This window comes from Nesterenkonia natronophila (assembly GCF_003595215.1).
Taxonomy (GTDB): Bacteria; Actinomycetota; Actinomycetes; order Actinomycetales; family Micrococcaceae; genus Nesterenkonia; species Nesterenkonia natronophila.
The window spans coordinates 912,638-932,601 of record NZ_QYZP01000001.1 but is presented as its reverse complement, the minus strand read 5'-3'; the positions used below and the strand labels follow the sequence as shown (position 1 = coordinate 932,601).

Sequence of the window (19,964 nt, the reverse complement as noted above, 5' to 3'; positions counted from 1 at the left end):
TCAAGAAACAAGGCGTTCACTCATTACTATGACAAACGAGTCCCACTCTCCTCTGTCGCGTTCGACATTCAGTGTCCTGTCCGCCACCGCAGCAGCAGCACTCGCTCTGTCCGCCTGCGCGCCTGAAGAGGACTTCCCCGAAGACGAAGACGCGGCGCAGACGGAGGAGTCCCCCTCCCCAAATTCAGAGGAGAACGACGACGTCCAGGACGAAGATGCCACTGACGATGCCGGCGCCACCGACGACGATCACTCGACGTACCGGGCTATTCAGACGACACTCGATGAGTACCCTGACGGGATCATCACAGAGTTTGAGGACAGCAGCCATGATGGCGGCCATGTGAAGGTGCACGTCTACGACGGCTCCACCGAGTGGGATCTGAAAGTCGACTCCGAATCGTTCGAGATCGTTCACACTGAGGACCACGGTATCCACCACGATGATGAGGAAAAGGCACAGGGTGTCGAGATCGACATCGCTGAAGCGCTGGAGACCGCCGAAGAGGAATCGGGCGGCCAACCGCACGAAGGCGAACTCGACACTGAAGACGGCATCGTCGTGTGGGATTTCGAGATGGACAATGACGTTGAGGTCTACGTGGACGTGGCGACCGGTGAAGTTGTGAAGGTGGACGAGTAGGTCGTCCCGGACTCTGCTGGTCTGACTCTCTAGACCTCCGCGCGGAACGCTCCCAAGATATCCCGTGCTCGGGGTAAGCTGTGCCACATCGAGAGGGGGGCTCTGCTGATGAGAATGCCTGCCCCTGGGAAGAGGAGCACCTAGCTGGGAGGGGACGGACGTGTCCGATCAGACGCCTGAGGACCGTGCAAGCAACGCTGATACGAGCACCAGACAAGGCGGCGGGGCGGTCCTAGGGGGGTTGATGCGCCCGCTGAACACTTTGGTGGAAAGGTTTATCCCTTCTGCCCTGGTCTTTGCCATCATCCTGACCTTCGTGGTCGCGCTGTTGGCGGTGGTCCTGACAGATGCCGGACCAGTCACCGTAGTCGAAGAATGGGGCCTCGGGCTGGCCGGTCTCCTGGAGTTCATCACGCAGATGGCGCTGATCCTCCTGCTCGGGTACATCCTCGCCAACACACGACCCGTGCACAAGCTGCTGGTGAGGTTGGCTCGAGTACCTAAGACAGCCATCCAGGCATACCTGTTCGTGTTCGTGGTTGCGGCGTTGGCGTCGCTGATCACCTGGGGCCTGGGTCTGGTGGCCGGGGCACTGCTCGCTCGTGAGGTGGCCTATGAGTTCCGCCGCCGCGATGAGCTGGTTCACTTCCCCATGCTGGTGGCCTCCGCATTCTCCGGATTCGTGGTGTGGCACATGGGCTACTCCGCATCTGGTCCGCTGCTGGCAGCCACCCCCGACTCCTTCGTCGCAGACCAGCTCGGAGAGCCACTGGCCATCACCGAAACGATCTTCTCCACCTGGAACCTCATCGCTGCTGCAGTCACCATCGCAGTGGTCGCCTTGGCGCTGTACCTGATTGCCCCCCGAAGCAAACGGGCCATTGTTCCGCTCACCGTCGACGCCCGCGAGAAGGCGGTGGAGATTGAGCAGGATGTGGTGACCCCTGCAGACCGGGTCGATGCCTCGCGGATCCCCACTCTTGCCACCGGTTTGCTCTTGGTGGGCTACCTCGTCATTCATTTCGTCGGCGGCGGCAGCCTGACCCTGGACATCGTCAACTGGAGCTTCCTGGCCCTGATCATGCTGCTGGTGCGCAACCCCTTTGAACTGATCGCACTTACGAAGAAGGCGGCCTCCAACGTCGGCGAGATACTCCTGCAGTTCCCGCTCTATGCCGGAATTTTAGGAATCATGGCCGGCACAGGGCTGATCTCCGTGATCTCCGAAGGATTCGTCGCCATATCGAATCAGCAGACCTTCGCACTGTTCGCATTTTTGTCAGCAGGGCTGGTCAACTTCTTCGTCCCCTCCGGCGGCGGCCAGATCGCTGTCCAAGCACCCATCCTGCTCGAGGCTGCTGAATCGCTGGGCACTGACCCGGCAGTTGCGATCATGGCGGTTGCCTATGGTGACCAGTGGACGAACATGATTCAACCGTTCTGGGCGCTGCCTCTGCTCGCGATCGCCGGGCTCAAGATGCGCGACATCCTGGGCTACACAACCATCACTCTCATCGCCTCCGGACTTGTCTTCAGCGCTGCCTTGCTGCTTGTCTCGCTGTAAGCCCGCCTATGTACACGCCCACAGCCCACAGCGGCCGGCAGCAATCCCCCCAGTGGGAGCAGCTGTTGGATCAGATGAGCAGCGACCAGGCCATGGTGGACCAGACTTTGACGGACCTGCACAAGAAAGTTCCAGGGTACGAGAACGTCCCAAGGCCGTCGCTGGAGGCCTCGGTTCGGCGGAATATCGCTTTGACTATCAGGACCATTCAGGACGGTCACGAACCGGCTCCCGACGAGGTGGCAGAAGCCGATGCACTGGCTGTGGAGCGCTACGCCCAAGGAGTCCCGATCGGCAGCGTGTTGGCGGGATTCCGTGTCTCGCTGTCGTTGATTTTCCGCAACATCCTCACCCGGGCACCTGAGTGGGGCATCCCCACCGAACAGATTCTCACCTCCTCCACGCTGCTGTGGGCGCTCGGGGACGCTTTCTCCACCCGAGCAGTCGCCGTCTACCAGGAAAAGAAAGTCTCCCGCGCGGTCACCGACTCAGCCCTGCGAGCCGAATGGATCCGCAATGTGGTGACCACAGCGATGCCCCCAGCTGAACGGATTCGCGGCGCCACGCTCTACGACGTGCCCACCACCGAACCTCTTCGCGCCATGGTGCTCAGTGCCCCTCCAGGGTATGAGGTGGATCGCATGCAGCGGGTCGAGTCCTGGGCCCAGAGGGCCGAGATCAGAGTGCTGGTAGCGGTTCAGGGCAGTTGCCTGGTCGGCATCATGGTGGATCGGCCAGAACCAGGAACAGGACCCCACGGACTGACCATCGGCCTCGGGGAGGCGACGCCGCTCGAGGAGCTGTCGCGCTCGTTCCAATCAGCCTCCATGACACTTGAAGCAGCAGAAAGTATCGGGCGCACCGGCGTCGTCGATCTTGCTCAGCTGTCATGGCGGTTGGGTGTGCACAACTGCCCTGAGACCACGGATTTGCTCTACGGACTGCACCTGGCACCCCTGGAGAACTCCGGGGAGTTCGGCCAGCACATTCTGGAAGCGGTCGACGCATACCTGAAGCACCGGATGAGCATCCCCCTTGCCGCACGGAGCATTCCCATCCACGTCAACACGCTGCGTTACCGCCTCCAGCGCTTCAGCGAGCTCACTGGTGCCGATCTTGGCGACCTCGATACCCTCATTGAACTCTCCTGGGTACTGGCCGCCGGCAAACACCGGGACATCAATCGGAGACCTTCTTCGTAGCCAGATACAAAATTTCTGTTGGGATGTTGATCAAACAGATGTAGCCCACGTCACACTTTGGCGAGGATGCTGGATTCCAGTGCTCATCCACACGGCCAGCACCATCGAATCCTCCCAGGAGATTTTCATGATCTTTGGCATAGCCGGCATCATCATCAGTCTCGTACTGCTGATCACACTCGCATATCGCGGCGTACCGGTCATCCTCGCTGCACCCGTCGCCTCCGCAGTCTGCCTGATCTTCTCTGGCGCACCCCTGCTGGCGTCGTACACCGAAATCTTCATGCCAGCCATGGCCGGCTTCGTCGGGAGCTTCTTCCCCGTCTTCCTGGTCGGTGCGGTCTTCGGTGTGCTGATGACCGTCAGCGGCTACGCGGAGAGCATCGCGCGCACTGTCACCGGCTGGGTCGGCAGCCGCAGCGCCATCGCCGCCACCGTTCTCACCTCGGCCCTGATGACCTACGGAGGCATCAGCCTCTTCGTCGTCGCCTTCGTGATGTACCCCCTGGCACGTGAGATGTTCCGTGTCGCCGACATCCCCCGCCGCCTGATCCCCGGCACCATCGCCCTGGGCATCTTCACCTTCACCATGACGGCCCTCCCGGGTACCCCGCAGGTGCAGAACATCATTCCCGGTCAGTTCTTCGAAACTGGGGCGTACGCCGCTCCGGGAATTGGCCTTCTCGGCGGCGCACTGATCCTTGGCCTGGGCCTCCTCTGGTTGGAGTACCGACGCGCTGCGCTGATCCGTAAGGGCGAGCATTTCGAGAGCATTGAGAGCGCCCCAATTATCGGCGGTTCGGCCGACGACGGCTCCTCTCAACAGCTCGAGACCCTCATCCCCGCCAACCGAGTCTTCCCTTTCCTGCCGCTGCTCACCGTTTTTGCCGTGAACTTCACCTGCACGCTGCTGATCTTCCCCACGCTGGATTGGAGCTACCTGGCGGACGAGCAGTTCGGCGAGATCACCATGGAGGAACGCAGCGGCCTCTGGGCTGTGCTGATCGCTATCCTGGCGGGAATCCTAGTTCTGATCGCGCTGAACTTCAGGGACGTGCGATCGCTGAAGGTTGGCTTCACTGATGGCGTGAAGCGCTCCATGCTCCCCATCTTCTCCACCGCCTCCGAGGTCGGCTACGGGGCCGTGGTGGCCTCTGTGGCAGCATTCGCCGTCGTCCGCGACTCCGTGTTCAACATGGGAGCCGGCGCGCTGTGGACCTCCATCATGACCACCTCAATCACCGCAGGTCTGACCGGCTCCTCCTCCGGAGGTATGACCATCGCCCTCAACGCCCTGGGCGAGGATCTGCGCGCAATGGCCACTGCCGACGGCACCAGCCTCGAAGCCATGCACCGACTCACCGCCATGGCCGCCGGTGGTCTGGACACCCTGCCCCACTCGGGCGCCGTGGTGACCCTGCTGATTGTCTGTGGCCTCACCCACCGCCAGGCCTATAAGGACCTCGGTATGGTGACTCTGGCGATACCGGTGGTCGTCGTGCTCGGACTCGCCGGGCTCGTCTCTGTGGTCGGCTCCTTCTGATCCGCCGACCCAGCGCACCGCACCCGACAGCAACCACCTAGGAGTACTCCATGAATCCACAGACCGCCCGCAGCTCAACAGTGCCGACCGATGCCCTCAGTGGACGCCGTGCGCTGATCACCGGTGGGGCATCCGGCATCGGTGCCGCTTGCGCCCGGACCTTCACTGCGGCCGGTGCGCATGTCACTGTCTGCGACCTCAACGGCGATGCCGCCCAGGAGCTGGCCCAAGAGATCGGCGGCGATGTGTGGGTCGCCGATCTCGCAGACACGGCTGCGCTGGAGGAACTTTCGCTGGATGCCGACATATTGGTCAACAACGCAGGAATCCAACATGTCTCCCCAGTTCAAGAGTTTGATCCGCAGAGGTGGCGGTTGATGCATCGGCTCATGGTGGAGTCGCCCTTCCTACTGATTCGTGCGGCGCTGCCAGGCATGTATGAGCGGGGATTCGGCCGGGTGATCAACCTCTCCTCAGCGCATGGGCTGCGCGCCAGTCCCTATAAGTCGGCCTACGTCTCCGCGAAGCACGCTTTGGAGGGACTGTCGAAGGTCACTGCGCTTGAGGGGGCCCAGTACGGCGTGACGTCGAACTGCATCAATCCCGCCTATGTGCGTACCCCCCTGGTTGAAACGCAGATCGCCGACCAGGCACGGTTCCACGGGATCAGTGAGGACGAGGTGGTTGAGAAGATTATGCTGACAGAATCGGCAGTGAAACGTCTGGTGGAGACAGAGGAAGTCGCCAGCTTGGCGCTCTGGATGGCATCTGACGCCTCCGGGATGGTAACCGGCACCTCATTCGCCATCGACGGTGGGTGGACCGCCGCGTGAGCTTGCAGACGTGTACCGCTGACCACGGAGGATTTGGGAAAATGACCCGAGAGCTGGGAGGAATGTCATGAGTGTTGATAAGTCAGTGGCGAGCGCGGAAGAGGCGGTGGCCGACATTCCCGACGGCGCATCGCTTGCAGTGGGCGGGTTCGGCCTCTCCGGCAACCCCATTCAAATCATCGAAGCGCTGCTGGAACAGGGCGCAACTGATTTGACCATCGCCTCCAACAACGCAGGCGTGGATGGCTGGGGCCTGGGGAAGCTCCTGGAGTCCGGTCGCATCCGGAAGATGATCTCTTCCTACGTCGGGGAGAACAAGGAGTTCGCCCGGCAGTACTTGGAGGGTGAACTGGAACTTGAGTTGGTGCCCCAGGGGACCCTGGCTGAGAAGCTTCGGGCAGGCGGAGCGGGCATCCCCGCGTTCTACACCCGCGCCGGGGTCGGCACCCCGGTGGCCGACGGCGGCATTCCCACCAAGTACGACGCCCAGGGAAATATTCTGGAGGAGTCCGGACCCAAAGAGGTGCGCCCCTTCCGCAGCCCGGACGGTCAGACAGTCGGCTACGCGCTGGAGGAGTCGATTATGGCCGACTTTTCCCTGGTTCACGCCGCCCGGGGGGACCGGCACGGCAACCTGGTGTTCAATCAAGCAGCCCGGCAGTTCTCTCCGCCGGCAGCGATGGCAGGTCGGATCTGCATCGCCCAGGTCGAAGAACTCGTCGAACCGGGGCAGATCGACCCTGATGCTGTTCACCTGCCCGGCATCTATGTGCACCGGATTCTCGAAGTCGGTGCCGAGATCGACAAGCCGATTGAGAAGCGCACTGTGCGCACCCCCGCTAAGGAAGAGGAGGCGAGCTGAGATGACGGAGCAGACACAGCCCAAGGGGTGGACCCGCGAGCAGATGGCCGCACGGGCCGCGGAGGAGCTCAGTGACGGCGACTACGTCAATCTCGGCATCGGAATGCCGACACTGATCCCGAACCACATTGAGCCCGGGCGCGACGTTATCCTGCACTCGGAGAACGGCATACTCGGCGTGGGCCCCTACCCGGAGGAGAAGGATCTGGACCCGGACCTGATCAATGCCGGCAAAGAGACTGTCACGGTTAATCCCGGTGCGGCCTTCTTCGACTCCGCCACCAGTTTCGGCATGATCCGCGGCGCCAAGCTTGATGTCGCAGTTCTCGGCGGAATGCAGGTCGCAGCGAACGGTGATCTGGCCAACTGGATGGTGCCGGGCAAGATGGTCAAAGGGATGGGCGGCGCCATGGACTTGGTCCACGGCGCACGCCGGGTGATCGTACTGATGGACCACCGCACTAAGGACGGTAGCTCCAAGTTGCTGCCCCAGTGCACGCTTCCGCTGACCGGCCGGGGCGTGGTGAACACAATCATCACGGATCTGGGGGTCATAGACGTCGGCACGGACCCGGCGAACCCGCACTTCACTCTGGTCGAGACCGCCCCCGGGGTCAGCGAAGAGCAGATCCGCGAGGCCACGGCTGCTCCGCTGCACTGAGGGTCCTGCGGGATGAGCATCGGTAGTATGTGGGGGTGACTCCCGAGCCGACCTCATCCCGCGAGCGCGACCTGACCGGTTTCTCGCCTAAGGCGAGGGCGTGGCGTGCGTTCTTCGAGACCTCGGCGCTCATCAGCGACCGAATGGAGAAGCGCCTCCACGCGGTGACTGGACTGAAGCTCGCGGAGTACAACATTCTGCTTCTGCTCGCAGAGGCGGACAGCCACCAGCTGCGCATGGGGCAACTGGCCTCCCAGATGGTCTTTTCCCCCTCGCGTCTCTCTTATCAGGTGAAGTCGCTGGCCAACCGGGGGCTCATAGAGCGTTGTGCTGACGAGAACGACAAACGCGGTATGACAGCCCGGCTCACTCCGTCGGGGGAAAAGGTCTTCTCCGAGGCGTCCCGCGTCCACGCCCAACACATCAAGCAGCTCTTTCATCCGGCTGTGGACGACGACCAGGCGCAGCAGCTGCAGATCATCTGCGATCAGATCTACCGCACCGCAGAACAGGCCGACGAGCCCTGCTAACTGCAGCCGGCCAGCAGCCTAGGCCCTGTCGGTCACTCTGATGATCTGAACGGAGTCCGCACGTTCGCGCAGCAGGTCAATGTCTTCCACCGCAGTCTGGACCGCCGCCAGAGCCAGGCGGACACCCACCTCATCGGTCCCATGTTCGACGACGACGCCGAGGCTCAACTCCGGACCGACACCTCCGCCCAGAACGGTGCTGCCGTCCGCAGCCGAGCTCAAAATGCCCCGGCCGGGACTGAGGCGCAGCCCAACGACTCCCGGGCAGGTCTCTGGGACGTCAGCCAGGGCCTGGGCCAGCTCCTGATCCTGATAGCTTGGGATCCACGAATCGCCCCGTGCCAGAGCTTCCACCGCCGGTCGGCGCACCACAAACGTCGCCCCAGCATCTTCAGAACTACCGGGGTCCAGGACCACCAGCTGAGCTCCCTCCGCTAATGCGGCGAGCATCACCCGCTCGGCCTCCGCCGCCACCGGTCTTGCCTCCGGATGCCACGCTGTAAGCGCTTCGACTGAGGTGAAGACGGGCATCGCGGAACGCCCGTCTGCGGCGGCGAGGGTGACCAGCGAGATGTCTGCCTCCTTGTCCCCGTGCTGGGCATCGCCGTGTCCGGTGGCGATCACCGGGGCGAACAGGCGCTGTCCGACCAACGCGTTGACGAACCCGGGTTCATCGCTCTCCCCGGCGAGCAGTCGGCGTCGTGCTGCACTGAGCACCGGTGTGATCAGGCCATCGTCGCCGTCGAAGGTGTGCAGCGGGTTTCCGGCTCCGGTGAGGTCGCGCCCAGCCCAGGGGATGCCGGCAGAGTCAGCCGCCTGGCCCTCGGCGCTGCGCTGCTGGCGGTCAAGCAGCGCGGCGATGTGTGCTGGGAGGTGTTTTTGACCGTGGGTCACAGGATCCGCACTAGCTGGAGTCGGCTGCCACCCGCAGCGCCTCCGGGAGGGTGAATTTTCCGGCGTAGAGCGCCTTGCCCATGATCGCGCCCTCAACTCCGGAGGAGACCATACCGGCCAGGGCTGCGATGTCTTCGAGGCTGGAGATGCCTCCGGAGGCCACCACCGGCCGGTTGGTCTTCGCCGCGACCTGCGCCAGAAGCTCGGTGTTGGGCCCGCGCAAGGTCCCGTCCTTGGTGACATCGGTGACTACGTAGCGCGGGCAGCCGGCGTCCTCCAATCTGGCCAGCACGTCCCAAAGGTTCCCGCCCTCTTTGGTCCAACCGCGGGCCGCCAGGGTTTCTCCGCGCACGTCCAAGCCCACGGCGATCGCGTCACCATGACGTTGGATGGCCCGGGCCGTCCATTCCGGGTCCTCCAGAGCAGCCGTCCCAAGGTTCACCCGAGTAGCGCCCATCTGCAGGGCGCGGTCCAGCGACTCATCATCGCGGATGCCGCCGGAGAGCTCGACTTTGATAGCCATCTGCTGCACCACCCGCTGCAGGATGTGGCGATTGTGTCCGCGCCCGAATGCCGCATCAAGATCCACCAGATGGATCCACTCTGCACCCTGGTCCTGCCAGGACTGCGCGGCGTCGAGGGGGTCTCCGTACCCGGTCTCCGAGCCGGCCTCACCTTGGACCAGGCGGACTGCTTGGCCGTCGGCGACGTCCACGGCAGGCAGCAGCTCAAGCGCGGCGGGTGTGGGCACAGTGGTGTCTGTCATAGGGGGCTTCTCCTGAGGGGTCAGAGTGAGGTGATCCAGTTGCGCAGCAGCTGCATGCCGGCGTCGCCGGACTTCTCCGGGTGGAACTGTGTGGCGCTCAGCGGACCGTTCTCCACCGCTGCAATGAAGTCGGCACCGTGATGCGACCAGGTGACTTTCGGCGGCGGGATGGCCCCGATGCTCTGGTCGAAGTCCCAGGACTGCACCGCGTAGGAATGGACGAAGTAGAAACGTTCATTCTCAATTCCGCGGAAGAGTGTGCTGTCTTCGGGAGGACGGACGGTGTTCCACCCCATATGCGGGACTACCACGTCACGGGGCAGGGCTGTGACCTCCCCCGGCCACTCCGCCATGCCGTCCGCAGCGATCCCGTGCTCCACCCCGCGTTCGAAGAGCACCTGATGCCCCACGCAGATGCCCAAAACTGGTCGGGATCCGGCGATTCGGCGTCCGATCCACCGCGGGGCTTCGATGGCGTTGAGCGCGTCCATGACCGCGGCGAACGCTCCCACCCCGGGGACGACCAATCCATCAGCGTTGAGAACGGCATCTACATCTTGGGTCAGCTCCACATCTGCCCCCGAGCGCTCCAGCGCGCGCACCGCGGAGTGAACGTTGCCTGAACCGTAGTCCAAGACTGCGACGGAGGGCTTTGTGGTCACAGGGCCCCCTTCGTGGAGGGGATCTCGTCGGTGCGCGGATCAGACTCGACCGCAGCCCGGAGCGCACGTGCGAAGGCCTTGAACTGGGCTTCTACAATGTGGTGCGGGTCTCGTCCGGAGAGCACACGCATGTGCAGGCAGATGCCGGAGTGATAGGTGATGGACTCAAACACGTGGCGGGTCATCGAACCCGTGAAGTGCCCGCCGATGAGGTGGTACTGCTGACCTTCGGGCTCCCCAGTGTGGACCAAGTAGGGTCTGCCGGAAACATCAACGGTAGCCTCGGCCAGGGCTTCGTCCAACGGGATGGAGGCATAGCCGAACCGGCGGATGCCGCGCTTATCTCCCAGCGCCGTTCGGAGCACCTCACCGAGAACTATCGCAGTGTCCTCCACCGTGTGGTGAACGTCAATGTGGGTGTCCCCCTGGGCCTCGACCGAGAGATCGATCAGTGAGTGCTTGGCCAGCGCGGTGAGCATGTGGTCGAAGAAGGGCACGGTGGTGGAAATATTTGAGACGCCGGTGCCGTCGAGGTCCAAACGTACTTTGACCTGGGATTCGCTGGTGGTGCGCTGCATCTCTGCTGCCCGTGAGGGGGTTCCGCGGCCTGCGATCAGTTCTGCTGACATAAGGAGTCAATCCTAACCGTTGAGGTGGCTTCGCAAGGAGTCCAGGAAGTCTGTGGTTTCGGTCTCAGTTCCTGCGGTGACCCGCAGATGCCCTTCGATCGCCACCTCCCGAATGAGAATGCCGTCATCCAACAGGTGCTGCCAGGCTGCGTGGGCATCCTGCAGCCCGCCGAAGAGCACGAAGTTCGCATCGGATGGGTACGGGTGCAGCCCCATCGCGGTGAGCTCGGTGACGAGCCGGTCTCGCTGCTGCTTGATCCGCTGAACGTTCGCCATCAGAGTCTGCGCGTTGTCCAGTGCTGCGTTCGCGGCAGCCTGAGTGATAGCGGAGAGGTGATAGGGCAGTCGGACCAGGCGGAGAGCGTCCGTCACTGCGGGCGCAGCGGCGAGGTAACCGAGTCGTCCACCAGCCAATGCGAATGCTTTTGACATGGTCCGGGTGACGATGAGCCTGGGTCGGTCAGCAAGCATCGTCAGCGCTGAGGGTGTTCCGGGTTGTCTGAACTCGCCGTAGGCTTCATCGACCACCACCATGGTCGCAGACTCCAACGCTGCTTCGTATGCCGCTTCCACGACCTCGAGACTCAGCGCAGTGCCGGTGGGGTTGTTGGGCGAGCAGAGAATCACTACGTGCGGCCGGCGTTCTCTGATCTGCGTGGCGACGTCGTGGGGATCCTGGGTGAAGTTCGCGCTTCGGGTTCCTGCGATGTAGCGGCTGTAGACCCCTTGTGCGTAGAGGGGATACATGGAGTAGGTGGGGGGAAAAGACATCACGGAGCGTCCCGGGCCGGCGAAGGCCTGCAAAATGTGCTGCATTACCTCATTGGAGCCGTTGCCTGCCCATATCTGCGGGGCCTCGATATCAGCCCCTGATTCGCCGGTGAGATAAGCGGCCAGTTTGCGACGAAGGGTGGTGAATTCGCGATCGGGGTAGCGATTGAGCGTCTGGGCTGCTGAGCGCACCTCTTGGGTGATCGCGTCAACGACCTCCGAGGGGACGTCATAAGTGGTCTCATTGACGTTGAGCATGGCCCTTACCGTCAATTGCGGTGCGCCGTAGGGCTCCTGGCCTTTGAGCTCATCCCGAAGCGGGAGGTCAGCACTTTGCGATTCAGTCACCAGACCATGGTAGTCGCCAACATACCGGCTGCTCAGTCGACAGGGACGTAGAGCTCCTGGCCGGGGGCAAGCTGGGCGGTGTCAAGATCATTGAGCTCAGCAATTTGGGTGATCAGCACCTGTACCTCGGTGCCGCTGTCTGTGGCCGATGCGATGGACCACAGCGTGTCACCTTCGGTCACAGTGACGACCTCGGCCTCCAGCCCTGGCTCGGACGAGGTGCTGGCCTGGGCTTGGTTGAACAGCGCAGCGCCGGCGAACACTGCTGCGACGAGCAGCGCTGCCGTCAGCAGCAGGGTCGGCACGCCCAGCAGCAACACACGGCCGCGGCGCGTCAGTGCAGGCATCTGAGAGCCCCGCTGGAAGCGGAGTGCGTCAGAGTTCGCGGTGGCAGTCATGGGGAAGTTCCTCCTTATTCGAACCTGTGTTCTATATATAGCACATATCTTCGAACTCTATCCAGAACACCGACGCCCATCTATGGAAACTATGTGCGATTTCGGCTATCCTGAGCCTGAAGTTCGAAGTGACATTCGACAACGTCGGTGTCGTGGTCAATCACACCAGGAGGGTCGGACATGGTCCCGACCCGGCGAGGAGAACCCCATGAACGCAGGCGATGAGCAGAACGCACCTAAACGTCTTACAGAGCGGCAGCGGCACATTGTGGACATGATTCAGACGTCGTTGGCTGAGCGCAGCTATCCCCCCTCGATGCGCGAGATCGGAGATGCGGTGGGCCTGGCCTCACTTTCCTCGGTCACGCACCAGTTGGCTCGACTGCAGGATTTGGGCTATCTCCGCCGTGATCCTGGAAAACCCCGTGCCATGGAAGTCATCCGGGATTCCTCCGGCCGCCTGCTGACAGAAGTCCTCACCGCCGAGGAGCCTGCGAACTCCCCCAGTGACTCAACCGTGGTGAACCTTGATGCTTACCGCGCAGCGAGTGACTCCCGGACTGCAGACGTTCCGGTGGTTGGTCGCATTGCCGCCGGTGGCCCGATACTCGCCGAGCAACATCTCGAAGAGGTGATGCCGCTGCCGCGCCAGCTCACCGGCGAAGGCGAACTGTTCATGCTCCAGGTACGCGGTGATTCAATGATCGATGCCGGCATCTTCGAGGACGACTGGGTGGTGGTGCGCCGTCAGCCCGACGCCGACAACGGTGACATTGTGGCGGCTCTCTTGGAGGAGGAGGCTACAGTGAAGGTCCTTAGGCGCCGGGATGGGCACCAGTGGCTCCTGCCGCAGAATCGCATGTATGAGCCCATTTTGGGTGACGAGGCCACCATCATGGGCAAAGTCGTGACGGTGCTCAGGAGTCTCTGAGTCGACTCAGTGCGTTGCGAGCGACGTCACCGTTGGCCGTGGCCCAGAACTCGGGCATGGATTTCTTGAGGAATCCCCCGTAGCGGGCTGTCGCCAGCCGTGAGTCCAGGATGGCAAGGACTCCCCTGTCTTCGGTGGTGCGGATCAGCCGACCGGCACCCTGGCTGAGCCGTATGGCCGCATGAGTGGCAGCCACCTGCATGAAACCATTACCGCCGGCTTTGGCCACTTCCTGACTGCGGGCGTTGTTCAGCGGGTCATCGGGCCGCGGGAACGGGATGCGGTCGATCGCCACCAGCCGGCAGGCCCGGCCGGGGACGTCAACGCCCTGCCAGAGACTCATGGTGCCGAAGAGGCACGTCTGCTCATCCTCCGCGAACTCCCTCACCAAGGCCGACATCGTAGAATCGCCCTGGCACAGAATCGGCATGTCTAACATCTCTCGGAGCTGCTCTGCGGACTGCTCGGCGGCACGCCGAGAGGAGAACAGCGCAAGAGTCGCACCTCCGGAGGCCTCGATGAGCCCGGCCAGCTCCTCGCGCTGAGCGTCCTGAGACTTCATCGACGGAGCAGGCAGATGCTTCGCCACGTAAAGCACTCCCTGGCGTGGGTAGTCGAAGGGGCTCCCCACATCAACCCCGTCCCATTTCGGCGCTTCTGGGCCAAGCAGCCCCAACGATCCGGCCAGCGGGTCGAAGCTCTCCCCAATTTTCAGCGTCGCTGAGGTCAGCACGACTGTTCTGGTGCCGAAGAGGCCCTCCCTCAGTCGGCCGGCCACTGAGGTGGGGGCCACGTAGAGCAGCGGCGGTTCGGAGACGTCCGCGGGCTGGTATCCCCGACCGGGGGTGAACGTTCCTGGGCGCGAGAGCCACATCACATCGGCGGTCTGCGGGCTGGCCAACATCCGTTCGGTGACGTCGAGGACGGCTTGAAGCCGGGACCTGGCGGTGGTTCGCCCAGGATCCGCGTCAGCATCGCCGGAAGGTTTGGAATCTGACAGTGCGGTGCGGGCCGCGTTGTGGGTGGACTCCACGGCGCTGCCCTGCTGTTGGTTCAGACCGCGGGCAAGCAATCCGTCTTCCACCCCGCCGAAGGCCGACTCTATGGCGACGGCTGCCGCTTGGAGACCGTCGACGTTGATGGCAGTGTGCCTCCGCGCTGAACTCGCGGCTGCTTGGATCATTTGGGCGGAGAGTTGGGCGGTGACAGCGGAGGTGACCCTGTCCGTCAGCTCGTGAGCCTCGTCAATAATGACGGCATCATGCTCGGGCAGAACGTCCAAACCTTCGAAGGCGTCAATGGCCAGCATTGCGTGGTTGGTGATCACCAGATCGGCCTCCTGGGCATCCTTGCGAGCCAACTCGGAGAAGCACTCCTCGAACATCGAGCACTTCCGGCCCAGGCAGTCCACAGCATTGACCGAGACCTGCCGCCATGCCTTATCAGTGACTCCGGTAGGCAGATCGTCGCGATCACCGGTGTCGGTGGTGTCCGCCCATTCGCGCAGCATGACCACTTCTTTGCCCAGCTTTGAGGTGGGCTCGTAGGTGGTGACACCGCCAGTGGGCTCCACTGCGGCAGCGAAGAGTGCTTCCTGGTCTTCGTCATCTTCGGGGAAGCCGCCAGCCAGCTTCTGTTTGCAGAGGTAGTTAGACCGGCCTTTCACCAGGGCGACCTGGGGAGGTCGCGGAAGCTTATCCTGAATACTCTCCAACAGTCGGGGCAGGTCTCGGCCGATGATCTGGGCCTGGAGGGCCAGCGTCGCCGTGGAGACCAGGACCGGTTTGTCGGTGGAGACGGCGTGATGCAGCGCGGGGATGAGGTAGGCGAGAGATTTCCCGGTCCCGGTCCCGGCCTGCACCAACAGATGCTTCCCGCTGCGCAGCGAGTCAGAGACTCGGCACGTCATCTCCACCTGGCCGGACCGCCGGCTGCCGTTGAAAGATGCGACCGCGGTGTCCAACAGGCGCTCTGCTGCCTGCGGCTGCGTAGCCGCCGTACTCCCCTGCGCCACAGGTCAGGACTCTACCTGGAAAGCCTGCAGCTCCGCGGCCAGTGAGGGTCCGACTTTGACTGAGAGTCGGGTGCCGGCTTCTTCGTAGGCTGACGAAAGAATCTCCGCATCTTCTTCGTGCAGGCGGGAGACGACCTCACCATGCTCGTAGGGCACCAGTAGTTCCATCTCCACGTTGGGTCGTGGTATCGCGGCGCTGATCCGCTCTTTGAGTTCGGCAATGCCCTCACCGGTGTGCGCCGAGACCACTGCCACGTGGGGTTCGCGCCGCATGATCCGGTCGATGACGTGGGTCTCAGCGGCGTCGGCCTTATTCAGCACGATAATCTCGTCTACCTCATGAGCGTCGACGTCGGCGAGCACACTTCGCACTGCGGCAATCTGCCCCTCCGGCTCCGGGTGGGAGGCATCGACCACGTGCAGAATCAGGTCAGCATCGGCCACTTCCTCCAGCGTGGAACGGAAGGCTTCGACGAGCTGCGTAGGCAGCTGCCGGACGAAGCCCACCGTGTCGGAGAGCGTATAACCGATCCCGTCCGGGGTGACGGCCTTGCGGGTGGTGGGATCCAGGGTGGCGAACAGCGCGTTCTCCACCAGCACTCCTGCGTCGGTGAGCCGGTTGAGCAGGCTGGACTTCCCGGCGTTGGTGTAACCGGCGATCGCCACGCTGGGCACTGCGTTGCGCTTGCGGTTGGCCCGTTTGGCCTCCCGGGCCGGCTTCATCGCCGCAATCTGTTTGCGAAGCTTCGCCATCCGCGTGTTGATGCGGCGTCGGTCCAGCTCAATCTTGGTCTCACCGGGACCGCGGGAGCCCATACCGGCCCCTGCGCCACCGACCTGCCCGCCGGCCTGGCGGGACATGGACTCACCCCAACCGCGAAGCCGCGGGAGCAGGTACTCCAGCTGAGCGAGCTCCACCTGCGCCTTGCCCTCGCGGGACTTGGCGTGCTGGGCGAAGATGTCCAGGATCAGACCGGTGCGGTCAATGACCTTGACCTTAACGATGTCCTCCAGGCCACGCCGCTGGGAGGGCGCGAGTTCGGAATCGACCACCACAGTGTCCGCACCGAGCTCTGCTACAGCCTCCCTGATCTCCTCTGCCTTGCCGGACCCGAAGAACGTTCCAGGGTCCGGGGTGGATCGGCGCTGGATGAAGCCGTCCAAGACGGTGGAGCCTGCTGTCTCAGCGAGGGCAGCCAGCTCCCGCAGGGAGTACTCGGCCTCCGCCGCAGAACCGCCTGACCACAGCCCGGCGAGGACTACTCGCTCCAGGCGCAGCTGGCGGTACTCGACTTCGGTGACGTCCTCCAACTCGGTGGAGAGCCCCTCCACCCGCCGCAGATTGCGGCGCTCGAAGAGGTCGTACTGCTCACCGTCGTGGGTGGTGTGGGTCTCGTCGCCGGAGAGCTCCCGGGCGCGGTCGCCGAGGATTCTGCTGCGCCGCTGGGACTCCTCCTGGACGGTGAAGTCCGCTTCATCGGCGGCGAAGGAATCGGCCTTCAACTCTGCTGCCGGTGCAGCCTCATCCGCAGCGAGGATGCGGGCGATCGTCTCGTCAATGGTGGATGCAGACTTGGGGGTGTTCTTATGTTCAGTCATAAATTCCTTGCCCGCACGGCCAGAGCAACTCAGGCGCTCTCACACCGATGCGTCTCTTCCTCTGCGCGGGACTTGTGTAGTTCTTGGATTCGGACACGCTCAACCGGGACCGCGGCGGGTCATCCGGGAGCTGGGGCGTAATAATCAGGCCGCTGAACGGTGGCGGGCGTACTGAGTTGGGCGAATCCACATGCGTACTAGTCTATCAAGTGATGAATTCTGCGCACTATTTCAGTTCTCCTGAGGGCCCGTTCGAGCGCCGCCGCATTGAGGTGACCCTGGCGGGGCAGCGTTTCACCGCGCTTACGGCCGGTGGAATCTTCTCCCCCGACGGTATCGACAAGGGTACCGAGATTCTTCTCCGGGAGGCCCCCGCCCCGGCCGAGAGGGGTCATCTGCTGGATATTGGTTGCGGTTGGGGTCCGATCGCACTGACCCAAGCGATGCTGTCACCACAGGCTCACGTCTGGGCTGTGGATGTCAACGAACGGGCTCGCACGCTCTGCGCGGAGAACGTCGCTGCCCTGGAGTTGAACAACGTCACCGTCTGCGCCCCGGAGGAGGTGCCCTCGGGCCTGAGGTTCGCCACCATCTGGTCCAATCCACCCATCCGGATCGGCAAACCCGCGCTGCACCAACTGCTGCAGCTGTGGTTGCCTCGTCTCGAGGACGGGGGTGAGGCGCACCTGGTGGTTCAGAAGAACCTGGGTGCAGATTCTTTGCTGACCTGGCTGAAGTCCATGCTCGCTGCCGTAGGCGAAGACTTTGCTGTGGAGCGCGCCACCAGCGTCAAGGGCTTCCGGATTATCCGCGTCTGCCGCGGGCCCCTGCCGTGAGGAAGCACGAGGACGCTCCACCAGCCTCCCAGTCCCTGGCTGAGTTGGAGGAGCAGGTGGTCTTTTCTGAGTGGCGCGCCCTGCGCGGGAAGACCACGCGGTCGTTGCCCCGGATGCTCCAACTGATGGAAGTGCTGGACTACTCTCCGGAAAGCGCCAAGCATCGCACCATTGGTGTGGTCGGGTCGAAGGGCAAAGGCACGGCCACTGCCTACGCTGCGGCGGCGGCCGCCAGCCAGGGCGTTCACGTGGTCTCGGTGATGAGTCCGGGGGTCCTTTCCAATGCGGACCGGATACGATCGGACGGTCTCACCGTGGGTGAAGCCCTGCGGCACAGCGCCTTGATGAAGATCCAACAGGCACAGCACCAGCTGCCCGCTGCCACTGAAGGCTCCGGGTACTTGGCTCCCACAGGACTGTTCCTGCTGATGGGGTTTCTGATCGCCCGTGAGATCGGCGCTGAGCTCGTGGTGGCTGAAGCGGGGATCGGCGGAGCCTCCGATGACCTTTCGCACTGGCCGCTGGAGGGGGTCATCGTCACCAGCATATTCGGTGAACATCTGGATCTGCTGGGGCCCACTGTTGAGGACGTCGCACAGGACAAAACAGCGGTGATCACGGGCCGGACGCAGTGGGTCATCTCCTGCTCGCAGACATCTGCCGTGCAGAGAATCGTCGAACAGCAGTGCCAAGTGCATCGAGCCCGCCTGGTCATGCCGGCGCTGGTCAGTGACCCATGGCTGTACCGTGTGGTGGAACACCTGCCGGCGGGTTTCGCTCAGGAAAACGCAGCCGCCGGGGTGCTCGCTGGCCTCGCAGCTGCGGGGCAGGACCTAACCCGGCCCGCACAGGAGGTGACGCAACTGGCTGCGGTGACACGGTCCGTGCGCTATCCGGGCCGCCTGTCGGTCCATGAGGTACCTCCCATGGGCTCGCTTGCGGGGGGTTTCCCGCGGCGCTGCGTGGTGGATTCAGCAGTGTCGCGGAGCGGGCTCCGCGCCGCGCTGGTCTGCGCTGAAGATGCTCTGGGCGGGGCCCAACAGGTGCTGGTCTGTCTGCCCCCGTTGAAAGATCTCCCCGGTTTCGTCTCAGAGCTGGAGGGGTTTTCCGGTCGCAAGGTGTTCGTGGAGCTTCCTGGTGCCTACACTGGGACCCCGAAACGGTCCGAATGGCCAGTCGGCCCCGAGTGGGAATGGGTTGCCCTGCAGGACCTGGAAAGCCATGGCGTCCATGAGACAGCGGTTTCCGAGCAGCTGCTTCAGCTGCTGCGGGAGGCTGACTCGCTGGCAGTGGGCACGGTGCTGTTCACCTCATTGGTGCTGCGCAGCCTCGGCGAAGACGCCGAGCGGCTGTTCACTCGGGCAGGCTGATGTCCCCGGTGTAGACCAACTCGGCCGGCCCGGCGAGCTCAACGTCCTCCGCACCGTCGGTCCGTGCAGTGAAACGGACGTTGACCTCGCCTCCAGGGACGGTCACCGTCCAGGTGTCCACCGCATCAGCCCCGGCCCAGACCCGGACGGCAGCCGCAGCCGCGCACGTACCGGTGCCGCAGGAGAGAGTCTCTCCAACACCTCGTTCATGAACGCGCATGCTCACACGCCCCTGATTCTCGGCCACCAGAGGCTCGGCTGGCACCACAAATTCCACATTGGTGCCATGCGGTGGGGTGGGATCTACCGTGGGTGCATGGTGCAGGTCCAATTTCTCTAGGGTGGTCTCGTCCGGCAGGGCAACTACCGTGTGCGGGTTCCCCATCGAGATGCTCAGAGCCGGGCGCGGGTCCGTGAGACCGTGGGCCCGGACCAGTGAGTCTGAGGCCGATTCGGAGGCCATTTGGGGGTCGATGAAAGACCATACGCCCATCCCGACGGCATATCCCTCTTTGACTCTGCGCACAGTCCGGAGCCCTGCGCGGGTCAGCACTGGGATACTGTCCCCTTCGCCCAGCTCTATGTGCTTCTCGGCAATTAGATAGTGAGCAAATGCGCGGACTCCATTTCCGCACATTTCTGCATTGGAGCCGTCACCGTTGCGGTAGTCCATGAACCATAGTGGCGTTTCATCGGTGCTGGTCAGTCCAGCTTCGCTCAGCGCTGTGACGCCGTCATCGAATCTGTGCGCCGGGACGGCCCGGATGAGACCGTCAGCTCCTATGCCGAGGTGTCGGTCACAGAGCAGGGTGACTGTGCTGCCGGTGAGTTCGAGGTGGGCCTCCGGGTCGGAGATCATCACGAAGTCGTTACCGGTTGCCTGTGCCTTGGTGAAGCGCATATTGGTA

20 protein-coding genes are annotated in these 19,964 nt (G+C 63.3%); 11 read left to right on the top strand and 9 right to left on the bottom strand.

The genetic code is table 11. The features are described 5' to 3' along the window. Positions 1-28 precede the first annotated feature (28 nt). The 8 genes from D3250_RS04355 to D3250_RS04320 all read left to right on the top strand — a co-directional run bounded on the left by D3250_RS04355 (position 29) and on the right by D3250_RS04320 (position 7,838). Positions 29-643, top strand: a complete 615-nt coding sequence (locus D3250_RS04355) for a PepSY domain-containing protein (RefSeq protein ID WP_158583068.1) — start codon at positions 29-31, stop codon at positions 641-643. A gap of 244 nt (positions 644-887) precedes the next feature. Next, entirely contained in the window at positions 888-2,207 is a 1,320-nt protein-coding gene (locus D3250_RS04350) for a short-chain fatty acid transporter (protein WP_119902297.1), read from the top strand. Positions 2,208-2,215: 8 nt separating this feature from the next. Further along, complete coding sequence (locus tag D3250_RS04345) at positions 2,216-3,409, top strand: PucR family transcriptional regulator (protein ID WP_119902082.1); 1,194 nt, start codon at positions 2,216-2,218, stop codon at positions 3,407-3,409. Positions 3,410-3,488: 79 nt separating this feature from the next. Continuing rightward, positions 3,489-4,952 carry a GntP family permease gene (locus D3250_RS04340; protein ID WP_225973125.1) on the top strand — a complete coding sequence of 488 codons (1,464 nt, stop codon included), beginning with the start codon at positions 3,489-3,491 and terminating at the stop codon, positions 4,950-4,952. Positions 4,953-5,002: 50 nt separating this feature from the next. After that, a complete protein-coding gene (locus D3250_RS04335; RefSeq protein WP_119902081.1) occupies positions 5,003-5,785 on the top strand; it encodes a 3-hydroxybutyrate dehydrogenase in 783 nt (260 codons plus the stop codon). 67 nt (positions 5,786-5,852) lie between these two features. Further along, on the top strand, positions 5,853-6,647 hold the full coding sequence (locus D3250_RS04330; protein ID WP_119902080.1) for a CoA transferase subunit A: 795 nt from the start codon (positions 5,853-5,855) through the stop codon (positions 6,645-6,647). 1 nt (position 6,648) lies between these two features. Continuing rightward, positions 6,649-7,308, top strand: coding sequence for a CoA transferase subunit B (locus tag D3250_RS04325; protein ID WP_119902079.1), 660 nt, complete (start codon positions 6,649-6,651; stop codon positions 7,306-7,308). A 35-nt stretch (positions 7,309-7,343) separates the two neighbouring features. After that, positions 7,344-7,838 carry a MarR family winged helix-turn-helix transcriptional regulator gene (locus D3250_RS04320; RefSeq protein WP_147383477.1) on the top strand — a complete coding sequence of 165 codons (495 nt, stop codon included), beginning with the start codon at positions 7,344-7,346 and terminating at the stop codon, positions 7,836-7,838. 18 nt (positions 7,839-7,856) lie between these two features. On the opposite strand, the gene D3250_RS04315 is transcribed toward D3250_RS04320, so the two are convergent. The 6 genes from D3250_RS04315 to D3250_RS04290 are packed head-to-tail and all read right to left on the bottom strand — an operon-like array spanning position 7,857 to position 12,306. Further along, complete coding sequence (locus D3250_RS04315) at positions 7,857-8,732, bottom strand: SseB family protein (RefSeq protein WP_119902077.1); 876 nt, start codon at positions 8,730-8,732, stop codon at positions 7,857-7,859. Between the two features lie 10 nt (positions 8,733-8,742). Continuing rightward, complete coding sequence (gene priA / locus D3250_RS04310; RefSeq protein WP_119902076.1) at positions 8,743-9,498, bottom strand: bifunctional 1-(5-phosphoribosyl)-5-((5-phosphoribosylamino)methylideneamino)imidazole-4-carboxamide isomerase/phosphoribosylanthranilate isomerase PriA; 756 nt, start codon at positions 9,496-9,498, stop codon at positions 8,743-8,745. A gap of 20 nt (positions 9,499-9,518) precedes the next feature. Then, positions 9,519-10,160: an imidazole glycerol phosphate synthase subunit HisH gene (gene hisH / locus D3250_RS04305; RefSeq protein WP_119902075.1), complete on the bottom strand. Its 642-nt coding sequence runs from the start codon at positions 10,158-10,160 to the stop codon at positions 9,519-9,521. Further along, positions 10,157-10,789: an imidazoleglycerol-phosphate dehydratase HisB gene (gene hisB, locus D3250_RS04300; protein WP_119902074.1), complete on the bottom strand. Its 633-nt coding sequence runs from the start codon at positions 10,787-10,789 to the stop codon at positions 10,157-10,159. Before hisB ends, hisH begins: the two co-directional genes overlap by 4 nt. A gap of 12 nt (positions 10,790-10,801) precedes the next feature. After that, positions 10,802-11,908 carry a histidinol-phosphate transaminase gene (locus D3250_RS04295; RefSeq protein WP_119902073.1) on the bottom strand — a complete coding sequence of 369 codons (1,107 nt, stop codon included), beginning with the start codon at positions 11,906-11,908 and terminating at the stop codon, positions 10,802-10,804. A gap of 32 nt (positions 11,909-11,940) precedes the next feature. Beyond that, the gene (locus D3250_RS04290) at positions 11,941-12,306 is read right to left on the bottom strand and encodes a LysM peptidoglycan-binding domain-containing protein (protein WP_119902072.1); all 366 of its coding nucleotides are present in this window, start codon (positions 12,304-12,306) and stop codon (positions 11,941-11,943) included. Positions 12,307-12,514: 208 nt separating this feature from the next. Between D3250_RS04290 and lexA the strand changes: the two genes are divergently transcribed. Continuing rightward, the gene (gene lexA, locus D3250_RS04285) at positions 12,515-13,237 is read left to right on the top strand and encodes a transcriptional repressor LexA (protein ID WP_119902071.1); all 723 of its coding nucleotides are present in this window, start codon (positions 12,515-12,517) and stop codon (positions 13,235-13,237) included. Here the strand turns inward: lexA and D3250_RS04280 are convergent. After that, on the bottom strand, positions 13,224-15,251 hold the full coding sequence (locus D3250_RS04280) for an ATP-dependent DNA helicase (RefSeq protein WP_225973124.1): 2,028 nt from the start codon (positions 15,249-15,251) through the stop codon (positions 13,224-13,226). The genes lexA and D3250_RS04280 overlap by 14 nt on opposite strands. Positions 15,252-15,254: 3 nt before the next feature. Next, positions 15,255-16,850, bottom strand: coding sequence for a GTPase HflX (gene hflX, locus D3250_RS04275; protein ID WP_119902070.1), 1,596 nt, complete (start codon positions 16,848-16,850; stop codon positions 15,255-15,257). Between the two features lie 212 nt (positions 16,851-17,062). On the opposite strand from hflX, the gene D3250_RS04270 reads away from it, so the two are divergent. After that, a complete protein-coding gene (locus tag D3250_RS04270) occupies positions 17,063-17,686 on the top strand; it encodes a class I SAM-dependent methyltransferase (protein ID WP_119902294.1) in 624 nt (207 codons plus the stop codon). Continuing rightward, positions 17,683-19,056, top strand: coding sequence for a folylpolyglutamate synthase family protein (locus tag D3250_RS04265; RefSeq protein ID WP_119902069.1), 1,374 nt, complete (start codon positions 17,683-17,685; stop codon positions 19,054-19,056). Before D3250_RS04270 ends, D3250_RS04265 begins: the two co-directional genes overlap by 4 nt. Here D3250_RS04265 and dapF read toward each other — a convergent pair. After that, positions 19,040-19,957 carry a diaminopimelate epimerase gene (dapF, locus tag D3250_RS04260; protein ID WP_119902068.1) on the bottom strand — a complete coding sequence of 306 codons (918 nt, stop codon included), beginning with the start codon at positions 19,955-19,957 and terminating at the stop codon, positions 19,040-19,042. The two genes, D3250_RS04265 and dapF, sit on opposite strands and share 17 nt — an antisense overlap. Positions 19,958-19,964 lie beyond the last annotated feature (7 nt).

Coding starts and splice junctions, on each gene's coding strand:
- D3250_RS04355 (WP_158583068.1), top strand. CDS start 29: ATGACAAACGAGTCCCACTCTCCTCTGTCGCGTTCGACATTCAGTGTC.
- D3250_RS04350 (WP_119902297.1), top strand. CDS start 888: ATGCGCCCGCTGAACACTTTGGTGGAAAGGTTTATCCCTTCTGCCCTG.
- D3250_RS04345 (WP_119902082.1), top strand. CDS start 2,216: ATGTACACGCCCACAGCCCACAGCGGCCGGCAGCAATCCCCCCAGTGG.
- D3250_RS04335 (WP_119902081.1), top strand. CDS start 5,003: ATGAATCCACAGACCGCCCGCAGCTCAACAGTGCCGACCGATGCCCTC.
- D3250_RS04330 (WP_119902080.1), top strand. CDS start 5,853: ATGAGTGTTGATAAGTCAGTGGCGAGCGCGGAAGAGGCGGTGGCCGAC.
- D3250_RS04325 (WP_119902079.1), top strand. CDS start 6,649: ATGACGGAGCAGACACAGCCCAAGGGGTGGACCCGCGAGCAGATGGCC.
- priA (WP_119902076.1), bottom strand. CDS start 9,498: ATGACAGACACCACTGTGCCCACACCCGCCGCGCTTGAGCTGCTGCCT.
- hisB (WP_119902074.1), bottom strand. CDS start 10,789: ATGTCAGCAGAACTGATCGCAGGCCGCGGAACCCCCTCACGGGCAGCA.
- D3250_RS04290 (WP_119902072.1), bottom strand. CDS start 12,306: ATGACTGCCACCGCGAACTCTGACGCACTCCGCTTCCAGCGGGGCTCT.
- lexA (WP_119902071.1), top strand. CDS start 12,515: ATGAACGCAGGCGATGAGCAGAACGCACCTAAACGTCTTACAGAGCGG.
- hflX (WP_119902070.1), bottom strand. CDS start 16,850: ATGACTGAACATAAGAACACCCCCAAGTCTGCATCCACCATTGACGAG.
- D3250_RS04270 (WP_119902294.1), top strand. CDS start 17,063: ATGAATTCTGCGCACTATTTCAGTTCTCCTGAGGGCCCGTTCGAGCGC.
- dapF (WP_119902068.1), bottom strand. CDS start 19,957: ATGCGCTTCACCAAGGCACAGGCAACCGGTAACGACTTCGTGATGATC.